The sequence below is a fragment of the Streptomyces sp. CRN 30 genome, from assembly GCF_034105845.1.
In genome coordinates this window covers 1-25267 of sequence record NZ_JAVRHI010000333.1, presented here as the reverse complement: position 1 = coordinate 25267, position 25267 = coordinate 1, and the positions used below count along the sequence as shown (strand labels likewise).

The following is a 25267-nucleotide window of genomic DNA, read 5'->3' as shown; positions in this document are numbered from 1 at the left end:
ATGCTCGCCGCCGACCCCGGCGCGAGCATCGCGAGCATCGCCACCGAGGCGGGAGTGGACCGGCGCACCGTCTACCGGCGCTTCGCCTCCCGTGAGGACCTGCTCGCCGCGATCTACGCGTCACGCCTGGCGGCCATCGAGCGGGCCGTCGAGGACGCCCGGCTGCGCGAGGCCCCCGTCGCCGTCGCCCTGCACCGCTACGTCGAGAACATCATCACCGTGAACCGGACCTGGCCGGTCGACCTCGCCCTGATGCTCGCCGACGAGGCCGTACGCCGGCGCCGGGACGCCTGCGTCGCGGAGGTCGACGCGTTCCTGCGGCGAGCCGCCGAGGAGGGGCTGCTGCGCCGGGATCTGCCGGAGGGGTGGGCGGGGCCGCTGCTGCCGGAGATGGTGGGCCTGGTGGCGCGCCGCTACGGCCAGCTCTCCCCCGGGCAGGCCGCGGACGTCGTGGTCGACACGTTCCTGCGCGGCGTGGGCACATGGCAAGGGCCCGGCGGGAACACCTCCCCGCCGGGCCCGGCTTCCTAGTCCTCCCGCGGATCAGGCGGTGGGAAGCTTCCAGAGCTGGTTGGCGCTGGCCGCGCAGGTCCAGATCTGGAGCTTGGTGCCGTTGGCCGAGCTGGGGCCGGTCGCGTCCAGGCACTTGCCCGAACCCGTCCCGACCAGCTGGCCCTTGGCGTCCGACGTCCACTTCTGCGACGTCGCGCCCGCGCACGACGCCAGCTGCACCGCCGTACCGTCCGCCGTCGCACCGCCCGCCACCGTCAGGCACTTGCCCAGCGCCCGCACCGTGCCGTCAGCGGCCACCGTCCAGGACTGGCCACTGCCCGTCCCGCACGTGTTCAGCTGGATCGCCGTCCCGTTCGCCGACAGCGACCCCGCCACCTCGGCGCACTTACCGCCGTAACCACTGATCACACCCGTCGGACGGGACGTCGGCACACTCCAGAGCTGATTGTCCGACGCGGCACACGCCCACAACTGGAGCTTCGTACCGTTCGCCGAACTCGGCCCCGTCGCGTCCAGGCACTTGCCCGACTGCGAGCCGACCACCTGGCCCTTCGTGTCAGCGGTCCACTTCTGCGAGGTCGCGCCCGTGCAGGTGGCGAGCTGTGCCGGTGTGCCGTCCGCCGTCGCACCGCCCGCGGCCGTCAGGCACTTGCCGAGCGCGCGGAGCGTGCCGTCGGAGGCCGCCGTCCACACCTGCTGCGTACCGGTGCCGCAGGTGTTCAGCTGGATCGCCGTGCCGTCGGCGGTCGCGCCGCCCGTGACCTCGGCGCACTTGCCGTTGTAGCCCGCGATGCGGCCCGAGGGACCGGACGGGGTGTCGGTGGGGACCTTCCACTTCTGGCCGAGGTCGCCGTTGTTGCAGGTCCAGATGATCAGCGGGTTGCCGTCGGCGGTGGAGCCGTTGGCGTTCTCCAGGCAGAGCCCGGAGGCGGCGTTGACCAGATAGCTGTTGTCGGAGTCCACCGTCCACTGCTGGTTCTTGGAGCCGTCGCAGTAGTCGAGGACGACGTCCGTGCCGTTGGTGGTGCCGCCCTGGGCGGTGGACAGGCACTTGCCCTGGTTCCACAGGGTCTTGTCGGCGCCGAGGGTCCACTGCTGGGAGGTGTCGTCGTCGCAGGTGGCGAGGGTCGCCTGGACGCCTGCCGCCGGTCCGGCCGCGAGGTCGACGCACTTGTCGCCCTGGCCGGTGATGTGGCCGGTCGGGCCGTCGGGCTGGGGTGCCGGGGTCTGCGGGGTGCCGCCGATCGCCATGGCGAAGACGTGGCCCTGCGGGGTGCCGGCCTCGCCGGAGGTGGGCATGATGACGGCCTGGACCGTCTTGCCCGCGTCGAGCCGCACCTTGGTGGTGAAGAGGCTGACCTTCTGGTTCACCTTGCCGTCGTGGCTGTTGATGTAGTCGTAGGTGCCGAGGCGGCTGCTGCCCTGGGAGACGTTGTCGTTGTCCCACCAGTCGGAGAAGCCGAGGCCGTAACTCTGGGTGGAGCCGTCGGTGTAGACGATGGTGCCGATGCCCTGGTGGGGGCCGCTGGTGCCGCTGCCGATGAGCCCCAGCCAGCCGCCCGACCCGGAGAGCAGGACGGCCTGTCCCTTGGTGTCGATGGCGTTGGCCGTGCCTGTGGCGTCGGGCCACTGGTAGGTCAGGCCGCCGGTGGTGAGGGACCCGGCGGAGACGCCCTGGGCGGCCAGCGCCTGCTTGGAGAAGCTGAATCCGCCGCCGTCGTACTTGCCCGGGGCGGGGTCGGCGTCGTCGGTGATGCCGACGTTGGTGTACGCCGCCTTCACCGAGGCGAACGGCACCAGAAGGGTCGCGTCGGAGGTGTAGGAGCCGCCGCTGTGGGTGGCGGTGGCGGTCAGCGGATAGGTGCCGGGGGCTACGCCGGAGGGCGGGGTGACCAGCCAGGTGGTGGTGGCCGTGGCGCCCGGCGCGACCGAGGTGAACAGGGTCGCGGTGGTGGCCTTGACGGTCCAGCCGGACGGGGCGGGCAGCGTGACGTTCACGTTGGACAGCGCCGTACCGGTGCCGTTGGTCACGGCGGTGGTCACGGTCGCCGCCTGGCCCGCGGTCACGAACTGCGGAGTGTGCACGGCGAGGGTGTCCTTGACGACCATCACCATGGAACCGGTGACGCCGCCGACGGTGACCTTGATGGTGGCGACGCCGTCCGCGCCGGCGGTGACGATGCCCGCCGAGTTCACGGTGGCGACGGCCGGGTTGCTGCTGGAGTACGTCACGGACGTCTTCGACAGGTCGGCGAAGGACTGGTCGTTGTTGACCGCCTCCACGATGCCGTCGGCCGTGATGGAGGTGTCCCGCTGCTCCTTGTCCGGGTCCGTGTCGTCCTTGATCCAGGGGTTCTTCTTGGTCAGGTCCAGGGTCTCGCCGGCGTGGTAGACGACCTTGCCGGGCTGGACGGTGACCGTGCTGACCTTGGGCGTCAGGGAGCCGGTGATGTTCACGGTCGCGGTGCTCTGCACGGTGGCGGAGTCGGAGGCCACCTTCAGCGCCCAGGCGCCCGGGTGGACCGTCTGCTTGGCGGTCGAGGCGTTCCACACGCTCAGATCGGACGCCTTGACCTCCAGCGTCACGTGCAGCTTCTCACCGGGCGCGAGGACGCCGGTGTTCTTGAAGCCGACCAGGCGCTGCTTGGGCATGGTCACGCCGGAGACGGTGAAGGAGTTCGCGGCGTAGAGCTGGGCGACGGTGGCGCCGGCCACGCTGCCGGTGTTGGTCACGTCGAAGGAGACGTTGACCGTGCCGTCGGCGGTGATGCTGGACTTGTCGAGCGTCGCCGCCGAGTAGGAGAACGTCGTGTAGCTCTGCCCGTACCCGAACGGGTAGGACGGCGTGCCGGTGAAGTACTGGTACGTCTGCCCCTTGCCGTCGCTCTGGTCGGGGGTGAGCCCGTAGTTGTTCTTGCCCGTGAGCTGGGAGTCGTCCTTGTACCAGGTGAAGGTCAGGTGCCCCTGCGGGTTCTGCTTGCCGAACAGCACGTCGGCGAGTGCGGTGCCCTGGCTCTGACCGTTGTAGGCGCTGAACAGAATGGAGGCGGCCTTGGACTGGCGGGCGGAGATGTCGACCGCGCCGATCGCCTGGATGTCCAGCACGACGTTCGGGTTGCCGAGGGCGGCGACCTGGTCGATCAGCGAGTTGTAGTTGCCGGGCAGCGCGAGGCTCGCCCGGTCCTTGCCCTCGCCGGCGGTGTCCTCGTCGGTGCCGACGGCGACAACCACCACGTCGGCGGCCTTGACGGCGGCCTGGGTGGCGGAGCTGAGGGAGACGGCGGCGGTGTTGGTGGTGCTGGTGCCGGCGGCGTCGTAGGTGACGGTCGCACCGGGGTTGGCGGCCTTCAGGGCGTCGGTGATGCCCTGGCGTACCGAAATCTGCTTGTCCGGGCCGTTGCCGTAGCTGCCGAGGTTGACGGAGTCGCCGAGGTCGCCGAGGACGACCACCTTGTTAACGGCGGACGCCTTCAGCGGCAGCAGTGGCTTGCCGGTAGCGGCGAGGTCGCTGTTCTTCAGCAGCACCATGGAGGCGTCGGCGGCCTTGGTCGCCAGGTCCACGTGGTCGGCGCTCTGGATGACCGACTTGTCGATGGAGGTGTACGGGACGCTGCCGGCCGGGTCGAACTCGCCGGTCCGCATGCGGACGGTGAAGACCCGGACCAGGGAGGTGTCGAGGACGTCCTCGCTGAGCAGGCCCGCGCGCACCGCCTCCATCACGTTGGCGGTGGTCATCTCGTCGCCGGAGCAGTTCAGGTCGTTGCCGGAGCGCAGGGCGAACGCCTGGCCGGCGGCGCGGGCGTCGACGGTCTCGCCGGTGGTGTCGTCGATCCACTGCGGGTCGGTCTTGGAGCCGTTGGTGGACCAGGGCGACGGCGCCCAGTCGTGCCCGTCGTTCGGCAGCTTGTACGTCGTGCCGACGCCGCCGCAGTCCGAGGTGGTCAGGCCCGCGAAGCCGTAGGTGCGCTTGGCGAGGGCGTTGTTGGTGTAGGTGTTGGCGACCGCGGGCGTGCCGTTGATCGCGTTGTACGAGGTCATCAGGCCCGCGACGTGCGCCTGACCGATCAGCCCGGCGAACTGCTTGGTGTAGTAGTCGCGCAGCTGGGTGTCGTTGACGTCGGAGCTGATCGCGGTGCGAGCGTCCTCGACGTTGTTGAGGGCGTAGTGCTTCGCCGTCGCGGCGGCCTTCAGATAGCCGTTGACCGACGTGCCGTCGGGCTTCTGGCCCTGGAAGCCGTTGACGAACTGCACGCCCAGTTGCGTCTGGAGGTAGGGGTCCTCGCCGTAGGACTCGTCGTGCCGGCCCCACAGCGGGTCGCGGTCGTTGTTGACGGTCGGCGCGAAGTAGGTCAGCGCGCCGTAGTTGTCGGCGGAGCTGCCGAGGTTGTTGCGGCTGACGCCGAACAGCGACTTGTCGAGGAAGCCGCGGGCCTCGTCGGAGATCGCCGAGCCCTCCTGGTACTGGAGGGTGGGGTCCCAGGCCATCGAGGTGGCGAGGCTGGTGGGGAAGCCGGTGGCCTTCATCGGCCAGGCGGTGTCGTCCCCGGCGTTCTTGGAGTTGCCCAGCGACTGGACGCCGTGCAGCGCCTCGCTCCAGTACGTGTAGCCCTGGACGCCGAGGCTGGGGATGGCCGGGGCCTCATTGGTGATGAGCTGGCGGACCTTCTGCTCCAGCGTCATCCGGGAGACGAGGTCGGCCGCCCGCTCCTCGAAGGAGTAACTGGTGTCCTGGTATATGGGGGTGGCCGTGGACGTCGTGCCGTGGGAGGCCGCCGGTGGGGACGCGGCGGCGTACGGGGACGCCAGGGTGAGGCCGACCGCGACGGCGATGGCGACGGTGGTCGCCGTTGCGCCGCCGCGTCGGCGTCTCGGACCGTGCATGATCACTCCAGGGGTGGGAGGGGTGGACCGCCCCGCTGTCCGGGGGCGGTCACAGATGACCACCCCGCACCATGACACACGTGCCTCGAAGCGGAAGCAGGTTTCGAGCGTCGGGTGATCACGACTTCGCTCATCGGCCGGTCGAACGTCCCGGTTCGTCGGTGATGTCGGTTGTGCGCATGCGCGGGAGTGTGGGGCGAACTTCCGGCCGGATGAGGTCCGTTGTGCGGACATCGGGTGACGAAACGGAACATCAGGACGTACTCTGCCCACGGGGGTGTGCATCAGGCCGGGCTTCCGCACACATAGGCTCCTGAGGCGCACACATGTCCGGTAGGGGTGAGGGGAGTGGGGCACCGTGGAGTCACTCGTGCCGTTGGTCGGCCGGGACGACGAGAGGGAGCGGCTGTCCGGGTTCGTGGCGGCCGGTGAGGGCCAGGCGCTCGTCCTGCGCGGGGAGGCGGGCGTGGGCAAGAGCGCCCTGCTCGACCACGCCGCGCGCCTGGCCGCACGTTCGGGTCAGGAGGTGGTCCGGGCGGCCGGGGCGGAGGCGGAGTCAGGGCTGCCGCTCGCGGGGCTGCACCAGCTCCTGCACCCGCTGCTGCCGGCCACGGCCGGCCTCGACGAGGTGCACCGCACGGTGTTCGACGCCGCGTTCGGCCGGGGCCCGGGGAAGCCGCCGTCCGTCATGTCGCTCGGTATCGCCGTCCTGGACCTGTTGTCCCTGGCCGCCTCGGCCGGGCCGCTGCTGCTCGTCCTGGACGACGGCCAGTGGCTGGACGCGTCCAGCGTCGCGGTGCTGGGCTTCGCGGGGCGGCGGCTGACCGGCGGTTCCGTCAAGCTGCTGATCGGCCTGCGTTCGGACACCGCCTCCGACTTCGACACCGCCGCCCTGCCGGAACTGCCGGTCGCGGCCCTGCCGGAGGAGGCGGCCCGCAAGCTGCTGGACCAGCACCGTCCCGGCATCGACCCCGGCGTACGCGACCTGGTGCTGGAGCGTGCCCGGGGCAATCCGCTCGCCCTGCTGGAACTGCCCGCGCACGCCCTCGGCGGCCCCACCGACGGCAGCCCCGCCCGCCGGATCGCGGCGGCGGACTGCCTCGGGTTGCGCGACGCCTCGCTGCCCCTGCCCCGGCGGCTGCACCACGTGTACGGCGCCCGTCTGGACCGGCTCGGCGACAAGGTCCGCGAGGAGTTGCTGCGCGGCGCCCTCGACGGTGTCGGCGCGACGCGGGGCGCCGCACCGGCCGCACCGGGGACCCGGCAGTACCGGATGCGGGACGCGGAGGAGGCGGTGGCGGCCGGGCTGCTGACCGTCGACCCGGTCAGCGGCGACTTCGTCTTCCGGCATCCGCTGATCCGCTCCACCGTGGTGCGGACCGCCACGCCCAACCAGCGCCGGGCCGCGCACGCCGCACTCGCCCGGGTGCACCACGACGACGTCGAGCGCCGGGCCACCCACCTGGCCGCCGCGACGGTCGACCCCGACGAGGAGGTCGCGCGCGCTCTGGAGGCGGCGGCCGAGTCCGCGACCCGGCGGGGCGGCGCGGTCGCGGCGATGACCTGGCTGACCCGGGCGGCCGAGCTGAGCGAGAGCCCCGCGGAACGGTCCCGCCGGATCGACGACGCGGCCTTCGTCGCGGGCCACGCCGGACTCTTCGACCAGGCCCGCCGGCTGGTCCGCGCCGACCGGGCACCGGGCACCGACGACCCGCCGGCGTCCGTGCTGACAGCGGCGTACATGACCCTCTTTGAAGACGGCGACGTGACGGGTGCGCACCGCAGGGTGACGGCGGCCATCGCGTGCGTGCGGGCCGGGCACCGGCGCGGCACCACGGAGGTGCTGGCCCGGCTGGTGAACCTGCTGCTCGCGGTCGACCAGTACGCCGGTGACGCCGGCCAGTGGGAGGAGACCCGCGCGCTGCTCGACTCCCTGGCGGACGAGGTGCCGCCCCGCTCCCGGATCTACGGCGACGCGTGGAGCGATGTGGTCCGGCACGGCTCGGGGGTGCGCGAGCGGGTCGAGGCGGAGTTCACGGGGATCGCGGAGCTGGACCCCTGGGACATCACCTGGCTGGGTGTGACCGCCTACCATGTGGACACCCTCAGCCGGTACCGGCAGCACCTCCAGCACTCCGTGGACCGCCAGTCCGAGACGGGTTTCGTGCGCAACAGCATGACGACGCTGCACCTGGTGATGCTGGACCAGATCGCGGTCGGCGAGTGGGCGGAGGCCGAACGCACCGGGCAGCGCTGCCTGGAGCTGACGACGACGCACGGATACCTGTAGCTGGCCCATCACACCCGGGCGTATCTGGGACTGCTGGCCGCGCTGCGCGGCGAGACCGACCGGGCCCGGGAGTTGCAGGCCGCCGTCGACGCCTGGGCCCGCCCCCGCGGCGTCGGCTTCCTCACCCAGATCACCGACGCCGTCGGCACCACCGCCGCCCTCGCCGACGGCGACCACGAGGCCGCCTACCTGCACGCCATCGGCATCACACCCCCGGACGTCTTCGCACCGTACGCGCACCAGGCGTCCCGCACCCTGCTGGACCTGGTGGAGGCGGCCCTGCACACCGGCCGAGCCGAACAGGCCCGCGCCCACGCCAGGGCCGCGCTGCGGGCCGGGCTGCCCGACCTCTCGCCCCGGCTGGCGCTGCTGACCTGGGGTGCCCTCGCGATGACCGCGACCGATCCCGCCGAGGCCGACCGCCTGCACGAGCGGGTCGAGCGTCATCCGGCCGCCGAGCACTTCCCCTTCGAACTGGCCCGCCTCCGTCTCGCCCACGGCGTCCGGCTGCGGCACACCCGGGGTTCCCAGGAGGCCCGGCCGCCGCTGCTGCGGGCGGCGGAGACGTTCGGGCGGCTCGGCGCGGCCCCCTGGGCGGAGCGGGCCCAGCACGAACTGCGGGCCTCCGGGCTGGCCACTCGCGTCGCGTCCGTGCCGCGGTCGGCCGAACTGACCTGGCAGGAACGCCGGATCGCCGGCTTCGCCGCGGCCGGGCTGACCAACAAGGAGATCGGCGAGCGGATGCGGCTGTCGCCGCGCACGGTCAGCTCCCATCTGTACCGGGTCTTCCCCAAGCTCGGCATCACCTCCCGCGCCGCCCTGCGCGACGCGCTGGCCCGGCTGGAGGAGGGCCAGGACGACTGATCCTCACACGTGTGCATGGGCGCCATCCCTTTTTCCGTCATTTGACTGATGCGTCCCGCGCGGGCCGGAGGCCAGAGTGTGGGCATCGCTCCCGCACCCGCTCTCACACCTCGTCACCGGCTCTCGCGCCCCGTCACCGGCTGGACAGGTGACGGCAAGCTGTGCGAGGGTCACCGGACACCGCTCGACGGAAGGTTTGACATGATCAACAGGCGTACTTTCAGCAAGGCCGTCGGCCTGGGCACCGGCGCGGCCGCGGTCTCGCTGTCGGGCCTGGGCACCGACGCGTTCGCCGCCACCGCCTCGCACGGACGTCCGGGCAGCGGCGCGCAGACGCCCACCGTGCCGGCCGTCACGCCGGGCACCCACACCTCCTTCAGCAAGCTCAAGCAGGTCAAGGCAGGTGTGCTGAACGTCGGTTACGCGGAGGCCGGCCCGGCCCACGGCCCGGTCGTCGTGCTGCTGCACGGATGGCCGTACGACATTCACAGCTACGTCGACGTCGCCCCGCTGCTCGCCGGTCTCGGCTACCGCGTCATCGTTCCCTACCTGCGCGGACACGGCAGCACGACCTTCCTGTCGCGGCACACCCCCCGCACCGCCGAGCAGTCCGCGATCGCGCTGGACGTCATCGCGCTGATGGACGCCTTGAAGATCGACAAGGCGGTTCTGGCGGGCTTCGACTGGGGGTCACGCACCGCCGACATCATCGCCGCCCTGTGGCCGGAGCGGGTCAAGGCCATGGTCTCCACCAGCGGTTACCTCATCACCGACCGCAAGGCACAGCTCGCGCCCGCGAGCCCGGCCGTCGAGCACACCTGGTGGTACCAGTGGTACTTCGCCACCCCGCGCGGCAAGGCGGCCATGGAAGCCGAGGAGAGCCGCCTGGCGCTGTGCCGCTACGTGTGGACCCTGGTCTCCCCCAACTGGAACTTCGACGACGCCACGTACAACCGCACCGCCGAGGCGTTCAAGAACCCCGACTACGCGGCCATCGTGCTCTTCAACTACCGCTGGCGGATCGGCCTGGTCGACACCGACCACCGCTACGCCCGCCACGAGAAGCTGCTCGCCGCCCAGCCCTCCATCGGCGTCCCCACCGTCACCCTCGACGCTGCCCTGGACCCGTTCACCGCTCCCGGCGACGGCTCGGCCTACCGCAACCACTTCACCGGCCCCTACGCGCACCGCACGATCCAGAACATCGGCCACAACCTGCCGCAGGAGGCGCCCACCGCCTTCGCCCAGGCCGTGGTCGACGCCGACCACCTCTGAGCCCCGACCCGCCGCACCCATGTCCGTCACCGGCCCGGGGGCTTCCGCCCCTCGGGCCGTCCGTCTTTCCCAGGAGGAGCTCCCGATGACCGAAGTCCACTGGAACCGTCTGACCGCCGCCGAACTGCGCGCCCTGGCCGCCCGGGACGCGGTGGTACTGCTGCCGATCGGCGCGACCGAGCAGCACGGCCCCCATCTGCCCACCGGCGTGGACGACTTCCTGGCCGCGGAGGTGTGCCGGCGGGCGGCGCTGCTGGCGTCGGAGCGGACCGGCGTGGTCGTGACGCCGTCGATCCCGACCGGCCTGTCCGAGCACCACATGCCGTTCGGCGGGACCCTCACCCTCAGCCTGCCCACGCTGCACGCCCTGCTGCGGGACATCTGCCGCTCGGTGCTCCGGGCCGGCTTCTCGCGCGTCCTGATCGTCAACGGCCACGGCGGCAACATGACCGCGCTCCACGCCCTCACCACCGAGCTGACCGTGGAGCTGGCCACACCCATCGCGTTCGCCAGTTACTTCGGGGCCGGCCGGGAGGTCGTCCGCGACACCCTGGAGACCCAGGACGGCCTCATGCACGCCTGCGAGGGCGAGACCTCCATGATGATGGCCGCCCACCCCGGCCTCATCCGTGCCGAGCACCTGCCCGAGGCGCACGGACCGCGGATCACGCTGCCCGCCGAGTCCACCGAACCGGTGTACATGGCCGTGACCTTCGACCGGATCACCGAGTCCGGGGTCGCGGGGGACGCCCGCGCGGCGAGTCCGGAGAAGGGCGAGCGGATGCTGGCCGGCTGCGCCCGCGCGCTCGCCGACACCCTCGTGCGCGACCCGTGGGCCACACTCGTTTCGTCACCTGCTTGACAGGTGACGCACCGTCTGACAGATTCGTCACCAGTCAAAGCGGTGATGTGGGTCGGTGAGCACCGGCCCCACACCGCTGCCGGAACATACGAGAGGGACAGAACCGTGGCGAGCATCAAGGGCGGACGCAAGCGACTGGTGACGGGTGTGGTCTCGACGGTCACGGCGGGACTCGCGCTCGGCGCGTTCGCCCTCGCCGGCACCGCCAACGGCGCCCCGGAGACCACCGCGCAGGCCAAGCACGCCAAGCACACCAAGCCGACCGTCGTCCTGGAGCACGGCGCCTTCGCCGACGGCTCCAGCTGGAACGGCGTCATCGACGAACTGCGCGCCGACGGCTACCCCGTGGTCGCCGCCGCCAACCCGCTGCGCGGCCCGGCCTCCGACGCCGCCGCCCTGCGTACGGTCCTCGACCACGTCAAGGGCCCGAAGATCCTGGTCGGCCACTCCTACGGCGGCAACGTCATCAGCGAGGCCGCCACCGGCGACGACTCGGTCAAGGCCCTGGTCTACGTCGCCGCCTTCCTCCCCGCCCCCGGCGAGAGCGCCCTGGAACTGACCAACAAGTACCCGGGCTCCACCCTCCCCGACGCCCTCGACCCGGCCACCTACACCCAGGCCGACGGCACCACCGCCACCGACCTGTACATCCAGCAGGACAAGTTCCGCCATCAGTTCGCCGCCGACGTCCCCCGGGCGCAGGCCGCCCTGATGGCCGCCGAGCAGCGTCCGATCGCCCAGTCCGCGCTGGAGGAGAAGGCCACCACGGCCGCCTGGAAGACCAAGCCCACCTGGGACGTCATCACCACCCAGGACCTGAACATCCCGCCGGCCGTGCAGCGCTTCATGGCCGAGCGCGCCCATGCCCACACCACCGAGGTCGCCGCCTCCCACTCGGTCGCCGTCTCCCACCCGCACCTGGTGGCGGACGTCATCGAGCGGGCCGCCCGCGCGACGGTCCGCTGAGGGCCGACGCGAACCTTCGGCCCCGTTCCCCTCGTACCACTGATGTGCACCTAAGCACACATGTGCTCCGATCGTCAGTGAGGTACGTATGAAGACCAAGGCCGCTGTTCTCTTCGAGGTGGGCAAGCCGTTCGAGGTGGTCGAGCTGGATCTTGACGGGCCCGCTCAGGGGGAAGTGCTGGTCCGGGTGGACGCCGCCGGGCTGTGCCACTCCGAACTGCACCTCCTCAGCGGCGCCCTCCCCACCGCGCTCCCCATTGTCGGCGGCCACGAGGCCACCGGCATCGTGGAGGAGACCGGGCCGGGCGTGACCAAGGTCAAGCCCGGTGACCGGGTCGTGTGCACCTTCGTGCCCGCGTGCGGCCTGTGCCGCTACTGCTCCACCGGACGCCAGAACCTCTGCGTCTACGGCGACGTGCCGGACGGCCCGCTGTGGGACGGCACCTACCGGTTCCACCTGGACGGCCGTGACGTCGGTTCGTTCCGCCAACTCGGCGCCTTCTCGGAACGGCTGGTGACCTCGGAGCGCTCGATCGTGTGCGTCGACGACACCGTGCCGCCCGAGAAGGCCGTCCTGGTCAGCTGCGGCGTGCCGACCGGCTTCGGCACCGCCACGGAGACCGGCCGGGTACGTCCCGGCGACACCGTCGTGGTCTTCGGCATCGGCGGCATCGGCATCAACGCCGTACAGGGCGCCGTGCACGCCGGCGCGGCCCATGTCGTCGCCGTCGACCCGGTCGCGATGAAGCGGGAGACGGCCCTGGAGTTCGGCGCCACGCACGCCTTCGCCGACGCGGCCCCGGCCATCGAGCGGGTACGGACGCTCACCGGCGGCGAGATGGCCGACCAGGCACTCGTCACGGTCGGCGAGGTGGACCAGGAAGTGGTGCAGTCCGCGCAGGCCGCGGTCGGCAAGTCCGGCACCGTCGTGATCACCGGCCTCGCCAACGCGGACTTCGAGATCCACGCGGTCTCCGACTGGCTGCTCACCCGCGAGGTCGACATCAGAGGCTGCATCTACGGCTCCATGAACCCGCAGACCGACATCCCCCGCCTGCTGGACCTGTGGCGGTCCGGCCGGCTGCGGCTGGACGGGCTGGTGACCGCCACCTACACCCTGGACCGGATCAACGAGGGCTACCAGGATCTGCGCGACGGCAAGAACCTGCGCGGCGTCGTCGTCTTCGACTGAACGCCCGGCCGGTCGCGGCCGGCGGCGGACCCCGCGGCGGCCGGGAGCGGCCAACCGTTGATCCCGGCCGCTTCCGGCCGCCCCCGCCGTCACGGGGAGAGCCCCGAACAGGAGTCGAACAGCTCATGCGTGTCCACTTCATCGTCCACGAAGCCTTCGAGGCCCCGGGCGCCTACGCCCGGTGGGCCCGGGACCGGGGACACACCGTCACCTCCACCCGCCTCCACGCCGGCGACACGCTCCCGGTCACAGCCGACGGCATCGACCTGCTCGTCGTGATGGGCGGTCCGCAGTCCCCCGCCACCACCACCGCCGAGTGCCCCTACTTCGACGCGGTGGCGGAGACGGCGCTGATCGCCCGGTGCGCGGCGGCGGGCAAGGCCGTCGTCGGCGTCTGCCTGGGCGCGCAGTTGCTCGGCGAGGCGCTCGGGGCGCCCTGTCTGCGCAGCCCGGAACCGGAGGTCGGTTCCTTCCCCGTGACGCTCACCGAGGCCGGCCGGCGCCATCCGCTGTTCGCCGGCTTCGACGAGACCTTCGACACCGGGCACTGGCACCGCGACATGCCCGGTCTGACGCCCGACGCGACCGTCCTGGCGGGCAGCGCGGGCTGTCCCCGGCAGATCGTGGCGTACGGCAGGTTCCTGTACGGGTTCCAGTGCCACATGGAGTTCGACCAGGACATCGTGGAGGCCCTCATCGCGTCGGCGGGGCGGGAGTTGGCCGCACTCGACGACCACCGTTTCGTGCAGCGGCCCGAACAGCTCCGGCGCAACGACCACCGCGAGACGAACGAGCGGCTCGCCCTCTTCCTGGACCGGCTGGCCGCCGACCGCGATACGGCCTGAGAACGCCCTGTGCGCGGCGGCGTTCAGTCGGCCAGCCGGTCCAGGACCGCCGTCGCCAGGTGCAGCGCGGCGTGCAGTTCGGTCACCTCCGCGACGGTGGGCCGGACGACGTCGGACCACTCACCACGCAGGCCCGGCCAGAGCGCGAGCAGCACCTGCGCGCCGGCCAGCCCCAGCCGGGCCGTGACGTCGCTCCGGCCCCCGGCGGACGGTGTCCAGGACAGCATGACCCGGCCCGGCGGGATGCGCGACGGTCCTCTCGACGGCAGCCAGGTGGCCATGAGCCGGCCGCCCGTCACCGTCACGAGCGCGCCGCGGACACCGGCCGGCATGGGGCGCCTGGTGAGCAGGGACAGTGCGACCGGCGCCCGCCGGTCCTCGCCGGAACACCGCACCAGGGTCAGTGCGGGCCGGCCCCGGCCAGGCCGGTCACACCTGTCATGTCTCGTCACGTTCTCCCCCTCCGCACATCATGTGTGAACTGTGTGCCGCAGAGTCTTCCGTGGCCGGTACGCGCGCACATCCGTCATCTGACTGGCACGGCGGAACGTGGATGAGGCCGGCCGTACGGTGCCGCGCCGATCAGTGCGGGCCGCCCTCCGGCCCGGTCTCCCGTGCCGTGCGCTCCAGCAGGTGCAGGGCGCCGGCCAGCGCCGGTTCGGCCCCCCCCCCCATTACCGTCTTCGTAGCCCCGCAACGGGGTTACCGGCCTTCGGAGTTGGCATGACTACCTCCCCTTGTCGAGTGCATGGCCTGGGGGGTGGTGTCACCGGCTCCGGAGGCACTGACAGACCGCTGATTAGGGGCATGACCACCGGCTTCTTCGCAGGTCGGGAGGCTCTTCGTAATGTGGATGTGGCGATCAGTGCCGTGGCAGGCCGGATGGACAGCACCGAAGGAACCACGACGTGATCGACACCAGCGACATCGACGTCTACCTCGGCCTGGACGTCGGCAAGGGCGAACACCACGCCACCGCACTCACCCCGGGCGGGAAGAAGACCTTCGACAAGCGGCTGCCCAACAGCGAGCCCAAACTCCGCGAGGTCTTCGCCAGGCTGCAAGCCAAGCACGGCACCGTCCTCGTGGTCGTCGACCAGGTCGCCTCCATCGGTGCCCTGCCGCTGACCATCGCCCGTGACCTGGGCTGTCACGTCGCCTACCTGCCCGGCCTGACCATGCGGCGGATCGCTGACCTCTACCCCGGCGAGGCCAAGACCGACGCGAAGGACGCGTTCATCATCGCCGACGCGGCCAGGGCGATGCCGCACACGCTGCGCTCGGTCGACCTCGACGACGAGACGATCGCCGAGCTGTCGATGATCGTTGGGTTCGACGACGACCTCGCCGCGGAAGCGACCCGTCTGTCGAACCGACTGCGGGGCCTGTTCACCCAGATCCATCCGCACCTGGAACGGGTCCTGGGCCCGCGCATGCAGCACCCAGCCGTGCTCGGGCTGCTGGATCAGTTCGGCTCGCCAGCCCAGATCCGCAAGGCTGGACGCCGACGGCTCATCGCACTGATCCGTCCAAAGGCGCCCCGCATGGCCGAGCGGCTGATCGACGACGTCTTCACCGCGCTCGACGAGCAGACCGTCGTTGTTCCGGGCACGGGTGCGGCCGCACTGATCGTCCCCAGCCTCGCCTCCTCGCTCCACGCAGTGCTTGACCAGCGCAAACTGCTGGCTCACCGGATCGAGGAACTACTGGAGGCCCACCCTCTTTCCAGGGTCCTGATGTCCATGCCCGGCATCGGCATCAGGACCGGCGCCCGCATCCTCGTCGACGTCGGCGACGGCACCTCGTTTCGGTCCGCCGCCCACCTCGCCTCCTATGCCGGCCTCGCCCCGGCGACCCGAAGTTCCGGGTCGTCCATCCGCGGCGAACAGTCTTCGCGGAGAGGAAACAAGCAGCTCAAGCGAGCCTTCTTTCTCTCGGCGTTTGCCGCGCTGGCCGACCCGGCCTCCCGCATCTACTACGACAAGAAGATCGCCCAGGGAAAGCACCACACCCAGGCCATCCTCTGCCTTGCCCGACGCCGAGCGGACGTGCTCTTCGCGATGCTCCGCGACGGCACCTTCTACCAACCACCAACCCCGATCACCCCTTGACCAAAGTCATAGGGGCACCCCCCCCCCGCGCCGGCTCTTCCGCCACCTCGTGGGCGTGCGCGAGCAGCCGGGCCAGTCGTCCCCCGCCCGCGTAGGTCAGGGCGACCGAGCCCTCCCACAGCGTGTCCCGCAGCCGGACCGCGGTGAGCTGCCCGTCCCCGGCGCAGGCCAGCAGCAGCCGGGACGCCAGGGTCCGCTCCAGCGGCCCCGGAACCCACCGGCCTCCGTCGAGGTCGGCGGCGAGGGCGGCCGTCGACGCGGTGAGCCGTTCGGCGGAGGTACGCGAGAGGGCGGTGTCCAGGGACATGAGTATGCGTGTTCCTTATGGCCGTGGTGAGGAAGATGTGTGTCCGCGGGCACGGCGGACGGTGTAGGTTGCCTCAAGAATACGTGTCTCGCCATGTGCCCGGCACCGGGTCTCACCTGGCGGGCGGCGGAGACCGCATGTGACACATGGTCCGGCGGCGCCACGCCGGAGAGGGACCGGAGCACCGATGAGAACGGACGCACGCTGCAACCGCCTGCGCATCCTGGAGGCGGCGGCCGAGGTGTTCGCCGTACCCGGCGACGCCTCGCTGAAGGCCGTGGCCCGCCGGGCGGGCGTGGGGCAGGGGACGCTCTACCGGCACTTCCCCAGCAGGGAGTCGCTGGTGCTCCAGCTCTACGGCGACGAGGTAGACGGCCTGGTGACCGCCGTGCCCGTGCTCCTGGCCGGACTGCCCCCGCGGCTCGCGCTGCGCGTCTGGCTGGAGCGCCTGCTGGAGGTCGGCCGGAATTATCCCGAGTTCGCGAACGCCATGAGCCTGGTCGTCGAGGCCCCGACGGAGCACTGCGGTGCGGCGTACCGGCCGCTCCTGGACGCCCTGGCGGCGCTGCTGGCCGCCAACGAGACGGCCGGAACCATCGCACCGGGCACGACGGCCGACGACGTGCTCCTGCTGCTCGCTCCCCTCTGGGCGTCGGTTGCCGGGCCGAGGAACGGAACAGGTCCGAGCGGCTGTTCGAAACGCTGCTGCGAGGGCTGTGCCCTTCCGGCACGGCACGGATACTGCCCGCGGGCAGATCGCGGTGACACCCGGCACGACTCAGGTGCGGACCGTCAAGCCGGGTCGGTCCAGGGTTCAGTAGACGTCGTCGCCCTGGTAGAGGGTGAGCAGTCGTACGGTCTCCACGTAGAGCCACACCATGGTCAGGGTGAGTCCGAAGGCGGCGGGCCAGGCGTGGGCGCGGGAGGCGCCGTAGGTGATGCCGTCCTCGACCTGCCTGAGGTGGAGGGGCAGCACGGAGGCGCCGAGGACCACGCCGGTCAGGGCCATGAAGACGCCGAGGCCGAAGGGGCGCAGGCCCAGGCCGTCCAGGCCCATCGCGGGGTACAGCATCCAGTCGGCCAGCGCGAGCAGGAACAGGCCCAGCAGCGCGGCGCCGGTGAAGGCGCGGAACCTGTGCTGTGCCCGGATCCAGTGCAGCGCCTGGGCGAAGAGCACTCCGGCACCGGCCGCGAGCGTGCCGAGTACGGCCTGCACGAAGACCCCGGGCGACAGGTGGCTGGAGGCGGTCGCGGAGAGGGTGCCGAGGAACAGGCCCTGGGCGGCGGCGAAGACGAGAGTCAGCACCGGGGGCGGCCGGTTCCTGCGGTACTGGGTGATCACCAGCGCCGTGGTGAGGACCGCGGCCGCGGCGACCGCCGCCCAGGACCAGGCCGTGCCGATCCGGGCGAGCGGCAGCACCGTCCAGCACAGCACGGCCGCGAGGGCGGTGGTGGCCAGGGCGGCGCTCGCGCGAGGCAGCACGGTGTCCATCGTCATCAGGTCACCGACGTGCAGCGGCGGCGGCACGGCCCCCGGACCGCCGCCCTGGTCCCGTTCGGTGCCGGCTCTGACGCGGTCCAGGGCGACGCTGATGCCGGTCCGTGGGTCCCGGACCGCCGTCTTCCGGCCGCCGCGCCGGGTGAACTGCGGCCGGGAAAGTATCGGGGTGCTGCTCTTCAACGTCGGCTGCTCGAACAGTGCCACGCCGGCTCCTCCTCTCCTGTCGGACGTACCGGCGTACGTGGGTGTCCGGGGTGCGGACCGCGTCGCCGGAGATCTCGGCCCGTCCCACCCTGCCGGGGCGGACGGGCCGCGTACATCAGTCACTTGACGGTGGAACGCGGCAGGTGCTCCGGCGCGGCGGCCGCAGTCACGGCAGGTCGAAGCCCAGTTCCCGCGCGGCCGTCCCGGGGCCCGGCTGCGACCAGCGCTCGGCGACGGCCTCGTTGGTGGACAGCGACCGCGGCTCGGCCACGTCGAGGTAGAGCGTGCCGCGCAGGTGGTCGGTCTCGTGCTGCACGATCCGGGCCGGCCAGCCGCCGACCACCTCGTCGAGCGCGGTTCCGTGTTCGTCCTGCCCGCGCAGCCGGACCCGGGCGTGCCGGGCCACCACCGCCTGCCAGCCGGGCACGCTCAGGCAGCCCTCGAAGAACGCGGCCCGCTCCTCGCCCTCGGCCTCGTACGCCGGGTTGATCAGCACCCGGAAGGGCAGCGGGACACGCCCGCGCGCTCTCAGCGCCTCCTCGGAGCCGCGGGCCGCGTCCTCCACCACCGCGATACTCAGGCCCACGCCGACCTGGGGTGCGGCGATTCCGACGCCCGGGGCGGCGAGCATCGTCTCCCGCAGCCTGGTCAGGAACCGGCCGAGCAGCGCGTCGCCGAGCTGTCCGTCGTACGGTTCGGCCACGGCCCGCAGGACGGGGTCGCCGGCCGCGACGATCGGCAGCGGACCGTCGGCCGCCAGCAGCTCCTCGACGTGCTCGGACAGAGACATGTGTGTCTTGGTCATGTGGTCAGCTTGCCATTTCTTCTCGACACATGTGAGACGCGATGAACCTCGCCGTGAGCGGTTCCGTTCAGCCATTGAAGGCCAACACACTTACCTGCGACGGAAGCACCCGTCGTGCCGGGTCCCGCCACCGTCCCGCGACCGGTGGCGGGACCCGGCAGACCCGAGGCGCTCAGCCCGCTCAGGCGGGGACGATGTTGTGGTTGAACCGGAAGACGTTGCCCGGGTCGTAGGTCTTCTTCACCGCGGCCAGCCGGTCGTAGCGCTCCGGACCGTACACGTCGCGCACACCCTCGGCGTCGGTCGCCTCGTCCGGGGAGAGGAAGTTGACCATGTTGCGCCGCGCTGTCCAGGGTGACAGCCCGTCCATGACCCGCTCCAGTCCGCCCCGCAGCCCGTCCGCCGCGTCCGGGGCGCCCACCGCGAACCCGAAGACGACGTAGGGCAGGCCCCGGCTCGACACCGCGTTGGGCACCGCGGGCTCCCGGTCGAAGGCGCCGCCGAGCACGCGGATCTCGACGTTGGCGAGGGTGCAGCCCGACTCCGGACCGGTCAGGTCCACGAAGGTCTGGAGCGCCTTCTCGTCGAACTCCTCCAGGCAGACACTGCGGTCGAAGTACGGCATCGGGTCCACCGGGTCCATGTGGATCTCCCCGATGGCGGTGAACGGCTTCTCCCCCACCGCGTCGATCAGCACCGGTGCCGCCGCCCGCAGCGGCGCGAGCAGCTCCGCCCCGTCCTCGGCCGAGCCCAGGTAGCCGACGCGCAGGTGCACCACGAAGGCGCCGCGCAGCGGTTCGGGCAGCATCGGCACGTCGGGCAGCCGCTGGACGCCCACCGAGGACGTCATGTCCTCGCCGGTCCGGGGCAGCCAGGCCCGCAGCACGTCGGCCAGGTGCTCGCCCGGGAAGTAGATGCCACCGCCGTAGAAGCGGGTGACCGGGAAGACATCGAACTCGATCTCGGTGACGACACCGAAGTTGCCCTTGCCGCCACGCACCGCCCAGAACAGGTCGGGGTCGCTCTCGGCGGTCACCCGGCGCGGTTCGCCGTCGGCGGTGACCAGGTTCAGCCGGCGCACATGGTCGGCGGCGTACCCCAGGCTGCGGCCCAGCAGCGGGCTCTGGCCGCCGCCGAGGGTGTAGCCGACGACCCCGACGTTCGGCGCCGAGCCCACCAGCGGGGCCAGTCCGTGCTCCGCGACGCGCGGCACCACGTCCGTCCAGCGCATACCCGGGCCGACCCGTACGGTGCGCTGCTCCGCGTCGACGACGATGTCCCGCATCCGCTCGACGGCGATCAGCAGTGCGCCCTCGGCGGCGGAGGTGACCTGGTGGGCCGCGGACTTCACCGCGACGCCCAGCCCGTGCCGGCCGGCGAACCGAACGGCCGCCACGACGTCCTGCTCACTGGTCGCGCCGACCACCAGGGCCGGGCGGAAGCCGCAGGTCAGGTTGTAGGTGGCGCACTCCTCGCCGTAGCCCTCGGCCCCCGGCTCCAGTACCGGTCCCGCGACGGACCGCCGCAGCGCGGCCACGTCCTGGGCCGTGAACGTCCCGTTCGCCCCGTCAGCCTTGTCCATACTCACGTTGTCTCGACCTCACTCACACATGTGGCTCACCGCCCGTCCCGTGCGGACCCGTGCGGTGAACCCTTGACGCTTCTGACACGAGCCGGACCTGCTCCGTTGTTCATTTCGCTCCGTACATACGTGTGAGTGAGTCGCGTCTGTTCGGTCCCTCACTCCCTCTGCCGTACCTATTACGCCGTAATAGCCGCCTCGCGGCGCGCTGTCCCGGCGAGGGACGAAATCTGGACGTCCTTCGCCCGACGGTGATTGCATGGCCCGTACGGAACCGGGTGCGGGCGCACACAGCCAGGTCGGCGCGGTGGAACGATCCCGGCAGGGCGGCCGTTGGAGGCAGTGCGATGAGTGACCCGGAGGCGGCGGGCCGCCCGGCCGGTACCCCGCTGGTCGGGCGGGACGAGGACCTGGCGTACATCCGGTCCTTCCTCACCGACTCCCAGGTGCACGGGGCGGCGCTGCTGCTCCGGGGCGAGGCCGGGGTCGGCAAGACCGCCGTCCTGGACGCGGTGGCCCAGGGTGCCGCGCGTCACGGCGTCCAGGTGCTGCGCGCGAACGGGGTGCAGTTCGAGGCGGACATCAGCTACGCCGGTCTCAACCAGCTCCTCGTGCCGCTCTTCGACGACTTCGACGTCCTGGACACCGTCCACCGCGACGCCCTGCGCGTGGCGGTCGGCATCGGCAGCGGTCCGGTACCGGACCGGCTGCTGACCTCCACGGCGGCTCTGCTGCTGCGGACCCTTGCCGCCCGGACGCCGCTGCTGATCGTCGTGGACGACCTGCCGTGGCTGGATCGCGCCACCAACGCCGTGCTCGGCTTCGTCGCCCGGCGGCTCGTCGGCAGCCGGATCGGTTTCCTCGCCGCCTCCCGCGAGGGCATCGACGGCTTCTTCGAGTCCAGCGGACTGACCGAGCACCGGCTCGGGCCGCTGACCGACGCCTCGTCGGCCGAGCTGCTCGTCCTGGCCCACCCGGACGTCTCCCCCGCCGTACGGCGCCGGATCGCCTCCGAGGCGCGCGGCAATCCGCTGGCGTTGGTCGAGTTGCCGCGGGCGCTCACCGCCGAGCAGCGCACGACGCTGGCGGCGGTGCCCTCGGTGCTGCCGCTCAGCGAACGGCTCCAGGCGCTGTTCGCGGCGCGGGTGGCCGCGCTGGACGGCCGCTGCCGGGATCTGCTGCTGATCGCCGCGCTGGACGGCACCGACGACCTGGCGACGATCGAGGCGGCCGGGGCGGACCGGGCCGTCGTGGACGACCTGGCCCCCGCCGAGCAGGACCGGCTGATCGTGATCTCCGCGGACAACCGGCGGCTGTCCTTCCGGCATCCGCTGATCGGTTCCGCGGTGGTGGAACAGGCGACGGCCGCAGACCGCAGACGGGCGCACCAGGCGCTCGCCGAGGCGTTGGAGGACCAGCCCGAGCGCCGTGCCTGGCACCTCGGTGAGGCCGCCGCCGGCCCGGACGAGACGGTGGCCGCCCTGCTGGAGGAGGCCGCGCGCCGCCGGCTGCGGCGCGGGGACGCGCTCGGCGCGGTCGCGGCACTGACCCGGGCCGCCGGCCTCTCCCCCGCCCCGGCCGACGAGTCGCGGCGGCTGGCCGAGGCGGCTGGCCGAGGCGGCCTACGTCGGTGTGGACTCCGGCGGTGAACTGGAGGACGCCTCGCGGCTGCTCGCCCGGCTGTCCCACCCGGAACACGGCGAGAAGTCGCTGCACGCGGCGGCCGCGTCGGCGTTCTTGCTGATCAACCAGGACGGGGACATCGACACCGCGTACCGGCTGCTGGTCGGCGCGATCGAGTCCGGGGAGCACGGCTGGGACGCCGCGGACGCCGCCCTCGTGGAGGCGCTGCACCTGCTGGTCCTGCTGTGCTGGTACGGCGGCGAACCGCAGCGGTGGCAGCGGTTGCTGTCCTTCCTGGACCGGCTGGAGCCCGAGGCACCCGATCTGCTGTGGGTGATCAGCCAGATCTTCGCCGACCCGGCGCGCACCGGGGCGGGGGCGCTGCCCCGGCTCGCGGAGCTGACCGCCACCGTGGGCGACGATCCGACCCGGGTGATCCGGGTGGGCACCGCGGCGGTCTTCGCCGACCGGCTGGGCGACTTCCGCTGGGCGACCCGCCGCCTCGTCGAACAGGGCCGAGCCGGTACCGCGCCGGTCCGCCGCCATCTGGGCGCGCTGATGCACCTGGGCCTGGACTACTTCCATCTGGGCCGGTGGGCGGAGGCGGCGGACCTGGCCGACGAGGGGGTGGCGCTGTGCGAGAACCACGACTACCGGTTCTTCGCCTGGTACTTCCACTACATCCAGGCCGTGGTCGCCGCGGTGCGGGGCGACGCGGCGGCCAGTGACGAGCTGACCGGGGAGATCGTCCGGTGGGCGGCTCCACGCGGGGCCCACGGGGCGCGGTTCTTCGCCGCGCACGCCAGGGCGCTCGCCGCTCTCGGCCGCGGCGACTTCCAGACCGCCTACCGGCACTCCTGCGCCCTCAACACCCCTGGCACGGTGGCCCCGTACGTCCCGATCGCCATGTGGGGGGCGCTGGACCTGGTCGAGGCGGCCGTGCGGACCGGCCGGGAGACGGAGGCCGCCGCCCACGCGGCGGCGATGCGCGCCTCCGCGATGGCCGGGTTGTCGCCCCGGCTGGAGCTGTCCGTCCTGGCCGCCGAGGCGCTGACCACGCCCGGTGCGGAGTCCCTCGCCCTGTTCGAGCGGGCGCTGGCCCTGCCCGGTCCGGAGCGCTGGCCGTTCGACGCGGCACGGGTCCGGCTCTTCCACGGTGAGCGGCTGCGGCGGCTGCGGGCCACGACGGAGGCCCGGGACCAGCTGGGGCAGGCGCTGAAGGGCTTCCAGCAGCTCGGGGCGGAGCCCTGGGTGACGCGTACGGCGGCCGAGCTGCGGGCGAGCGGGCAGCCGGCGCCGGTCGCCGCGTCGCCGAGGCGGGTGACGCTGACCGCGCAGGAGCTGCAGATCGCGCGGCTCGCGGCGACGGGGCTGACCAACAAGCAGATCGCCGAGCGGCTGTTCCTGTCCCACCGCACCATCGGCACGCACCTCTACCAGATCTATCCCAAGCTGGGCATCACGTCGCGGGCCGCGCTGCGGGACGCGCTCTCCGCGCTCGACCCGTCCGGGGACGGCTGACGGTCGCCAGTCATATGACGTAGGTCCGGCCCGCCCTCAGTAAGGGGCGGGCCGGACGGCGTGGGAGTGGTGCGGAGGGTTCAGGCGGCCGGGGCGGTCTCCTTCCCGGCGAGGACGCCGGCCGGGGCGCCGGCGGTGGTGTCCTTCTTCCTCGCGGACGGCTTGAGGAAGAGAGCAAGGACGATGCCGACGGCGAGGGCCGGGGCGATCCAGAGGTAGCCGGCGGCGGTGGCGTGGGCGAAGGCGTCCAGCGCGGTGTCGCGCAGCGCGGCGGGCAACTGCCCGATGGTGTCGGGCCGTGCGGCGTCGAAGCCGCCGGCGGTGGGCAGGGCGCGGGCGCGGTCGGCGAAGCCGGTGTTGAGCAGGGTGCCGAAGACGGCGACTCCGAAGGCGGCGCCGATGGAGCGGGAGAAGGTGACGACGGCGCTGGCGGCACCGATGTCGGCGGCGGGGACGCTGTTCTGGACGGTGGTGAGGACGACCATGGGCACCATGCCGATGCCGACGCCGGTGATGAGGAAGTAGCCGCTCAGCACCACGGTGCCCGGCCCGTTGCCGACGGTGGCCAGCAGGAGCAGGCCGGCGAGGTTGGCGGCCAGGCCGCTGAGCAGGATCGTGCGCAGCCGTTCGACGTGCGCGGCCCAGCGTCCGGCCAGGGACTGGCTGATGACGAGGCCGGCGACGAGCGGCAGCATATGGATGCCGGAGAGGGTCGCCGAGACGCCGTGCACGATCTGGAGGTAGGTCGGCAGGTAGACGAGGACGGCGAACATGGCGGCATTGGCGAGGAAGGCGATCAGCGAGGAGAACACCACGGTGCGCGAGCCGAGCATGGCCGGCGGCAGCACCGGGGCGGCGGCCCGGCGTTCGACGGGGACCAGGGCCGCGGCGAGTGCGACGGTGGCGGTGATCAGAGCGACGATGGACGGCGAGGTCCAGCCCCAGCGTTCACCGAAGAACGTGACGAGGACCAGGCCGGTGGCGATGGCGGCCAGCACGGTGGCGCCGGCGTAGTCGATGCGGGCCTTGGCACCGCGGGTGGCGGCGGGCAGGGCGCGGGTGGCGAGGGTGAGGGCGACGATGCCGACGGGCAGGTTGATCAAGAACGCCCAGCGCCAGGAGAGCTGGTCGGTGAAGACGCCGCCGAGCAGCGGGCCGACGATGCTGGCGACGCCGTAGACGGAGCCGAACATGCCCTGGTAGCGGCCGCGTTGGCGCGGCGCGACGATGTCGCCGACCAGGCCGAAGGTCAGCACGATCATGCCGCCGCCGCCGATGCCCTGGAGCACCCGGGCGCCGATCAGTTCGGGGAGGTTCTGGGCGAGGCCGCAGGCGACCGAGGCGATCAGGAAGACCGTGGTGGCGGCGAGGTAGAGCCGCTTACGGCCGAACATGTCGCCGAGTTTGCCCCACAGCGGGGTGACCGCGGTGGAGGCGAGCAGGTAGGCGGCGCTGACCCAGGCGATGTCGTCGAACCCGTCGAGGTCCTCGGCTATCCGGGGCAGCGCGGTGGAGACGATCGTCTGGTCCAGGGCCGCGAGCAGCACCGCGAGGATCAGCGCGCTCATCGCGGCGGCGACACCACCCGTCGCGGGCCGGGCGGACTGGGTTCTCGACGTTCTCGACATCGGCTTGCCTCTCTTTCGGCCTCATCAAAATGGCTCTACATCTTGTATCTGTCACTTCAATGTAGTACTTAAAAGTCATGGTTGTACCTTGACGAGGCAGTAGATGTCTCAGAGAGCACACAGCGCGACTAGACTCGGGGCGTGAGAGCCGACGCAGCACGCAACCTGGAAGCCGTTCTGACCACGGGGGCGCGCATGCTCGCCGCCGACCCCGGCGCGAGCATCGCGAGCATCGCCACCGAGGCGGGAGTGGACCGGCGCACCGTCTACCGGCGCTTCGCCTCCCGTGAGGACCTG

17 protein-coding genes and 2 pseudogenes are annotated in these 25267 nt (G+C 72.0%); 12 read left to right on the top strand and 7 right to left on the bottom strand.

What is annotated here, in order from left to right:
• On the top strand, positions 1-531 hold a 531-nt coding region (locus UW392_RS35715; protein ID WP_320779361.1), incomplete at its 5' end, for a TetR/AcrR family transcriptional regulator.
• 12 nt (positions 532-543) lie between these two features.
• Here the strand turns inward: UW392_RS35715 and UW392_RS35710 are convergent.
• Positions 544-5394, bottom strand: coding sequence for a ricin-type beta-trefoil lectin domain protein (locus UW392_RS35710; protein WP_320779360.1), 4851 nt, complete (start codon positions 5392-5394; stop codon positions 544-546).
• 358 nt (positions 5395-5752) lie between these two features.
• Between UW392_RS35710 and UW392_RS35705 the strand changes: the two are divergent.
• From UW392_RS35705 to UW392_RS35675, 6 genes and pseudogenes are all read left to right on the top strand, one after another.
• Positions 5753-8548, top strand: a pseudogene (locus tag UW392_RS35705) (AAA family ATPase).
• Positions 8549-8749: 201 nt separating this feature from the next.
• A complete protein-coding gene (locus tag UW392_RS35695; protein WP_320779357.1) occupies positions 8750-9823 on the top strand; it encodes an alpha/beta hydrolase in 1074 nt (357 codons plus the stop codon).
• Positions 9824-9908: 85 nt separating this feature from the next.
• Positions 9909-10685, top strand: coding sequence for a creatininase family protein (locus UW392_RS35690; RefSeq protein WP_320779356.1), 777 nt, complete (start codon positions 9909-9911; stop codon positions 10683-10685).
• 105 nt (positions 10686-10790) lie between these two features.
• Positions 10791-11651: an alpha/beta hydrolase gene (locus UW392_RS35685; RefSeq protein ID WP_320779355.1), complete on the top strand. Its 861-nt coding sequence runs from the start codon at positions 10791-10793 to the stop codon at positions 11649-11651.
• A gap of 88 nt (positions 11652-11739) precedes the next feature.
• Positions 11740-12843, top strand: a complete 1104-nt coding sequence (locus UW392_RS35680; protein ID WP_320779354.1) for an NDMA-dependent alcohol dehydrogenase — start codon at positions 11740-11742, stop codon at positions 12841-12843.
• A 125-nt stretch (positions 12844-12968) separates the two neighbouring features.
• Complete coding sequence (locus UW392_RS35675) at positions 12969-13688, top strand: glutamine amidotransferase-related protein (protein WP_320779353.1); 720 nt, start codon at positions 12969-12971, stop codon at positions 13686-13688.
• A gap of 23 nt (positions 13689-13711) precedes the next feature.
• On the opposite strand, the gene UW392_RS35670 is transcribed toward UW392_RS35675, so the two are convergent.
• Complete coding sequence (locus tag UW392_RS35670) at positions 13712-14140, bottom strand: hypothetical protein (RefSeq protein ID WP_320779352.1); 429 nt, start codon at positions 14138-14140, stop codon at positions 13712-13714.
• A gap of 456 nt (positions 14141-14596) precedes the next feature.
• On the opposite strand from UW392_RS35670, the gene UW392_RS35665 reads away from it, so the two are divergent.
• On the top strand, positions 14597-15799 hold the full coding sequence (locus tag UW392_RS35665) for an IS110 family transposase (RefSeq protein ID WP_320779351.1): 1203 nt from the start codon (positions 14597-14599) through the stop codon (positions 15797-15799).
• Here the strand turns inward: UW392_RS35665 and UW392_RS35660 are convergent.
• Positions 15789-16106 (bottom strand): hypothetical protein, encoded by a 318-nt coding sequence (locus UW392_RS35660; RefSeq protein ID WP_320779350.1) that lies wholly within the window; start codon positions 16104-16106, stop codon positions 15789-15791. The two genes, UW392_RS35665 and UW392_RS35660, sit on opposite strands and share 11 nt — an antisense overlap.
• A 187-nt stretch (positions 16107-16293) precedes the next feature.
• On the opposite strand from UW392_RS35660, the pseudogene UW392_RS35655 reads away from it, so the two are divergent.
• Positions 16294-16398 (top strand): annotated as a pseudogene (locus UW392_RS35655) (TetR/AcrR family transcriptional regulator); the annotation flags it as partial.
• Between the two features lie 522 nt (positions 16399-16920).
• Here the strand turns inward: UW392_RS35655 and UW392_RS35650 are convergent.
• From UW392_RS35650 to UW392_RS35640, 3 genes are all read right to left on the bottom strand, one after another.
• Entirely contained in the window at positions 16921-17811 is an 891-nt protein-coding gene (locus UW392_RS35650; protein WP_320779349.1) for a Bax inhibitor-1/YccA family membrane protein, read from the bottom strand.
• A gap of 166 nt (positions 17812-17977) precedes the next feature.
• Positions 17978-18616: a peptide deformylase gene (locus UW392_RS35645; protein ID WP_320779348.1), complete on the bottom strand. Its 639-nt coding sequence runs from the start codon at positions 18614-18616 to the stop codon at positions 17978-17980.
• A gap of 181 nt (positions 18617-18797) precedes the next feature.
• Positions 18798-20198, bottom strand: a complete 1401-nt coding sequence (locus UW392_RS35640; protein ID WP_320779347.1) for an FAD-binding oxidoreductase — start codon at positions 20196-20198, stop codon at positions 18798-18800.
• Positions 20199-20545: 347 nt separating this feature from the next.
• Here UW392_RS35640 and UW392_RS35635 point away from each other — a divergent pair, with 347 nt between their 5' ends.
• Complete coding sequence (locus UW392_RS35635) at positions 20546-21847, top strand: AAA family ATPase (RefSeq protein WP_320779346.1); 1302 nt, start codon at positions 20546-20548, stop codon at positions 21845-21847.
• A complete protein-coding gene (locus tag UW392_RS35630) occupies positions 21831-23342 on the top strand; it encodes a LuxR C-terminal-related transcriptional regulator (protein WP_320779345.1) in 1512 nt (503 codons plus the stop codon). The genes UW392_RS35635 and UW392_RS35630 overlap by 17 nt, the downstream gene beginning before the upstream one ends.
• An 80-nt stretch (positions 23343-23422) precedes the next feature.
• Here the strand turns inward: UW392_RS35630 and UW392_RS35625 are convergent, their stop codons facing one another.
• Positions 23423-24970 carry an MDR family MFS transporter gene (locus UW392_RS35625; protein WP_414496775.1) on the bottom strand — a complete coding sequence of 516 codons (1548 nt, stop codon included), beginning with the start codon at positions 24968-24970 and terminating at the stop codon, positions 23423-23425.
• A 141-nt stretch (positions 24971-25111) separates the two neighbouring features.
• Between UW392_RS35625 and UW392_RS35620 the strand changes: the two genes are divergently transcribed.
• Positions 25112-25267: TetR family transcriptional regulator (locus UW392_RS35620; protein ID WP_320775906.1), on the top strand; the 156-nt coding region annotated here is incomplete at its 3' end.

Excerpts from the sequence above, each read along its gene's own strand:
- UW392_RS35675 (WP_320779353.1), top strand. The coding sequence starts at position 12,969 with ATGCGTGTCCACTTCATCGTCCACGAAGCCTTCGAGGCCCCGGGCGCC.
- UW392_RS35695 (WP_320779357.1), top strand. The coding sequence starts at position 8,750 with ATGATCAACAGGCGTACTTTCAGCAAGGCCGTCGGCCTGGGCACCGGC.
- UW392_RS35710 (WP_320779360.1), bottom strand. The coding sequence starts at position 5,394 with ATGCACGGTCCGAGACGCCGACGCGGCGGCGCAACGGCGACCACCGTC.
- UW392_RS35640 (WP_320779347.1), bottom strand. The coding sequence starts at position 20,198 with ATGGACAAGGCTGACGGGGCGAACGGGACGTTCACGGCCCAGGACGTG.
- UW392_RS35635 (WP_320779346.1), top strand. The coding sequence starts at position 20,546 with ATGAGTGACCCGGAGGCGGCGGGCCGCCCGGCCGGTACCCCGCTGGTC.
- UW392_RS35645 (WP_320779348.1), bottom strand. The coding sequence starts at position 18,616 with ATGACCAAGACACACATGTCTCTGTCCGAGCACGTCGAGGAGCTGCTG.
- UW392_RS35660 (WP_320779350.1), bottom strand. The coding sequence starts at position 16,106 with ATGTCCCTGGACACCGCCCTCTCGCGTACCTCCGCCGAACGGCTCACC.
- UW392_RS35680 (WP_320779354.1), top strand. The coding sequence starts at position 11,740 with ATGAAGACCAAGGCCGCTGTTCTCTTCGAGGTGGGCAAGCCGTTCGAG.
- UW392_RS35690 (WP_320779356.1), top strand. The coding sequence starts at position 9,909 with ATGACCGAAGTCCACTGGAACCGTCTGACCGCCGCCGAACTGCGCGCC.
- UW392_RS35625 (WP_414496775.1), bottom strand. The coding sequence starts at position 24,970 with ATGTCGAGAACGTCGAGAACCCAGTCCGCCCGGCCCGCGACGGGTGGT.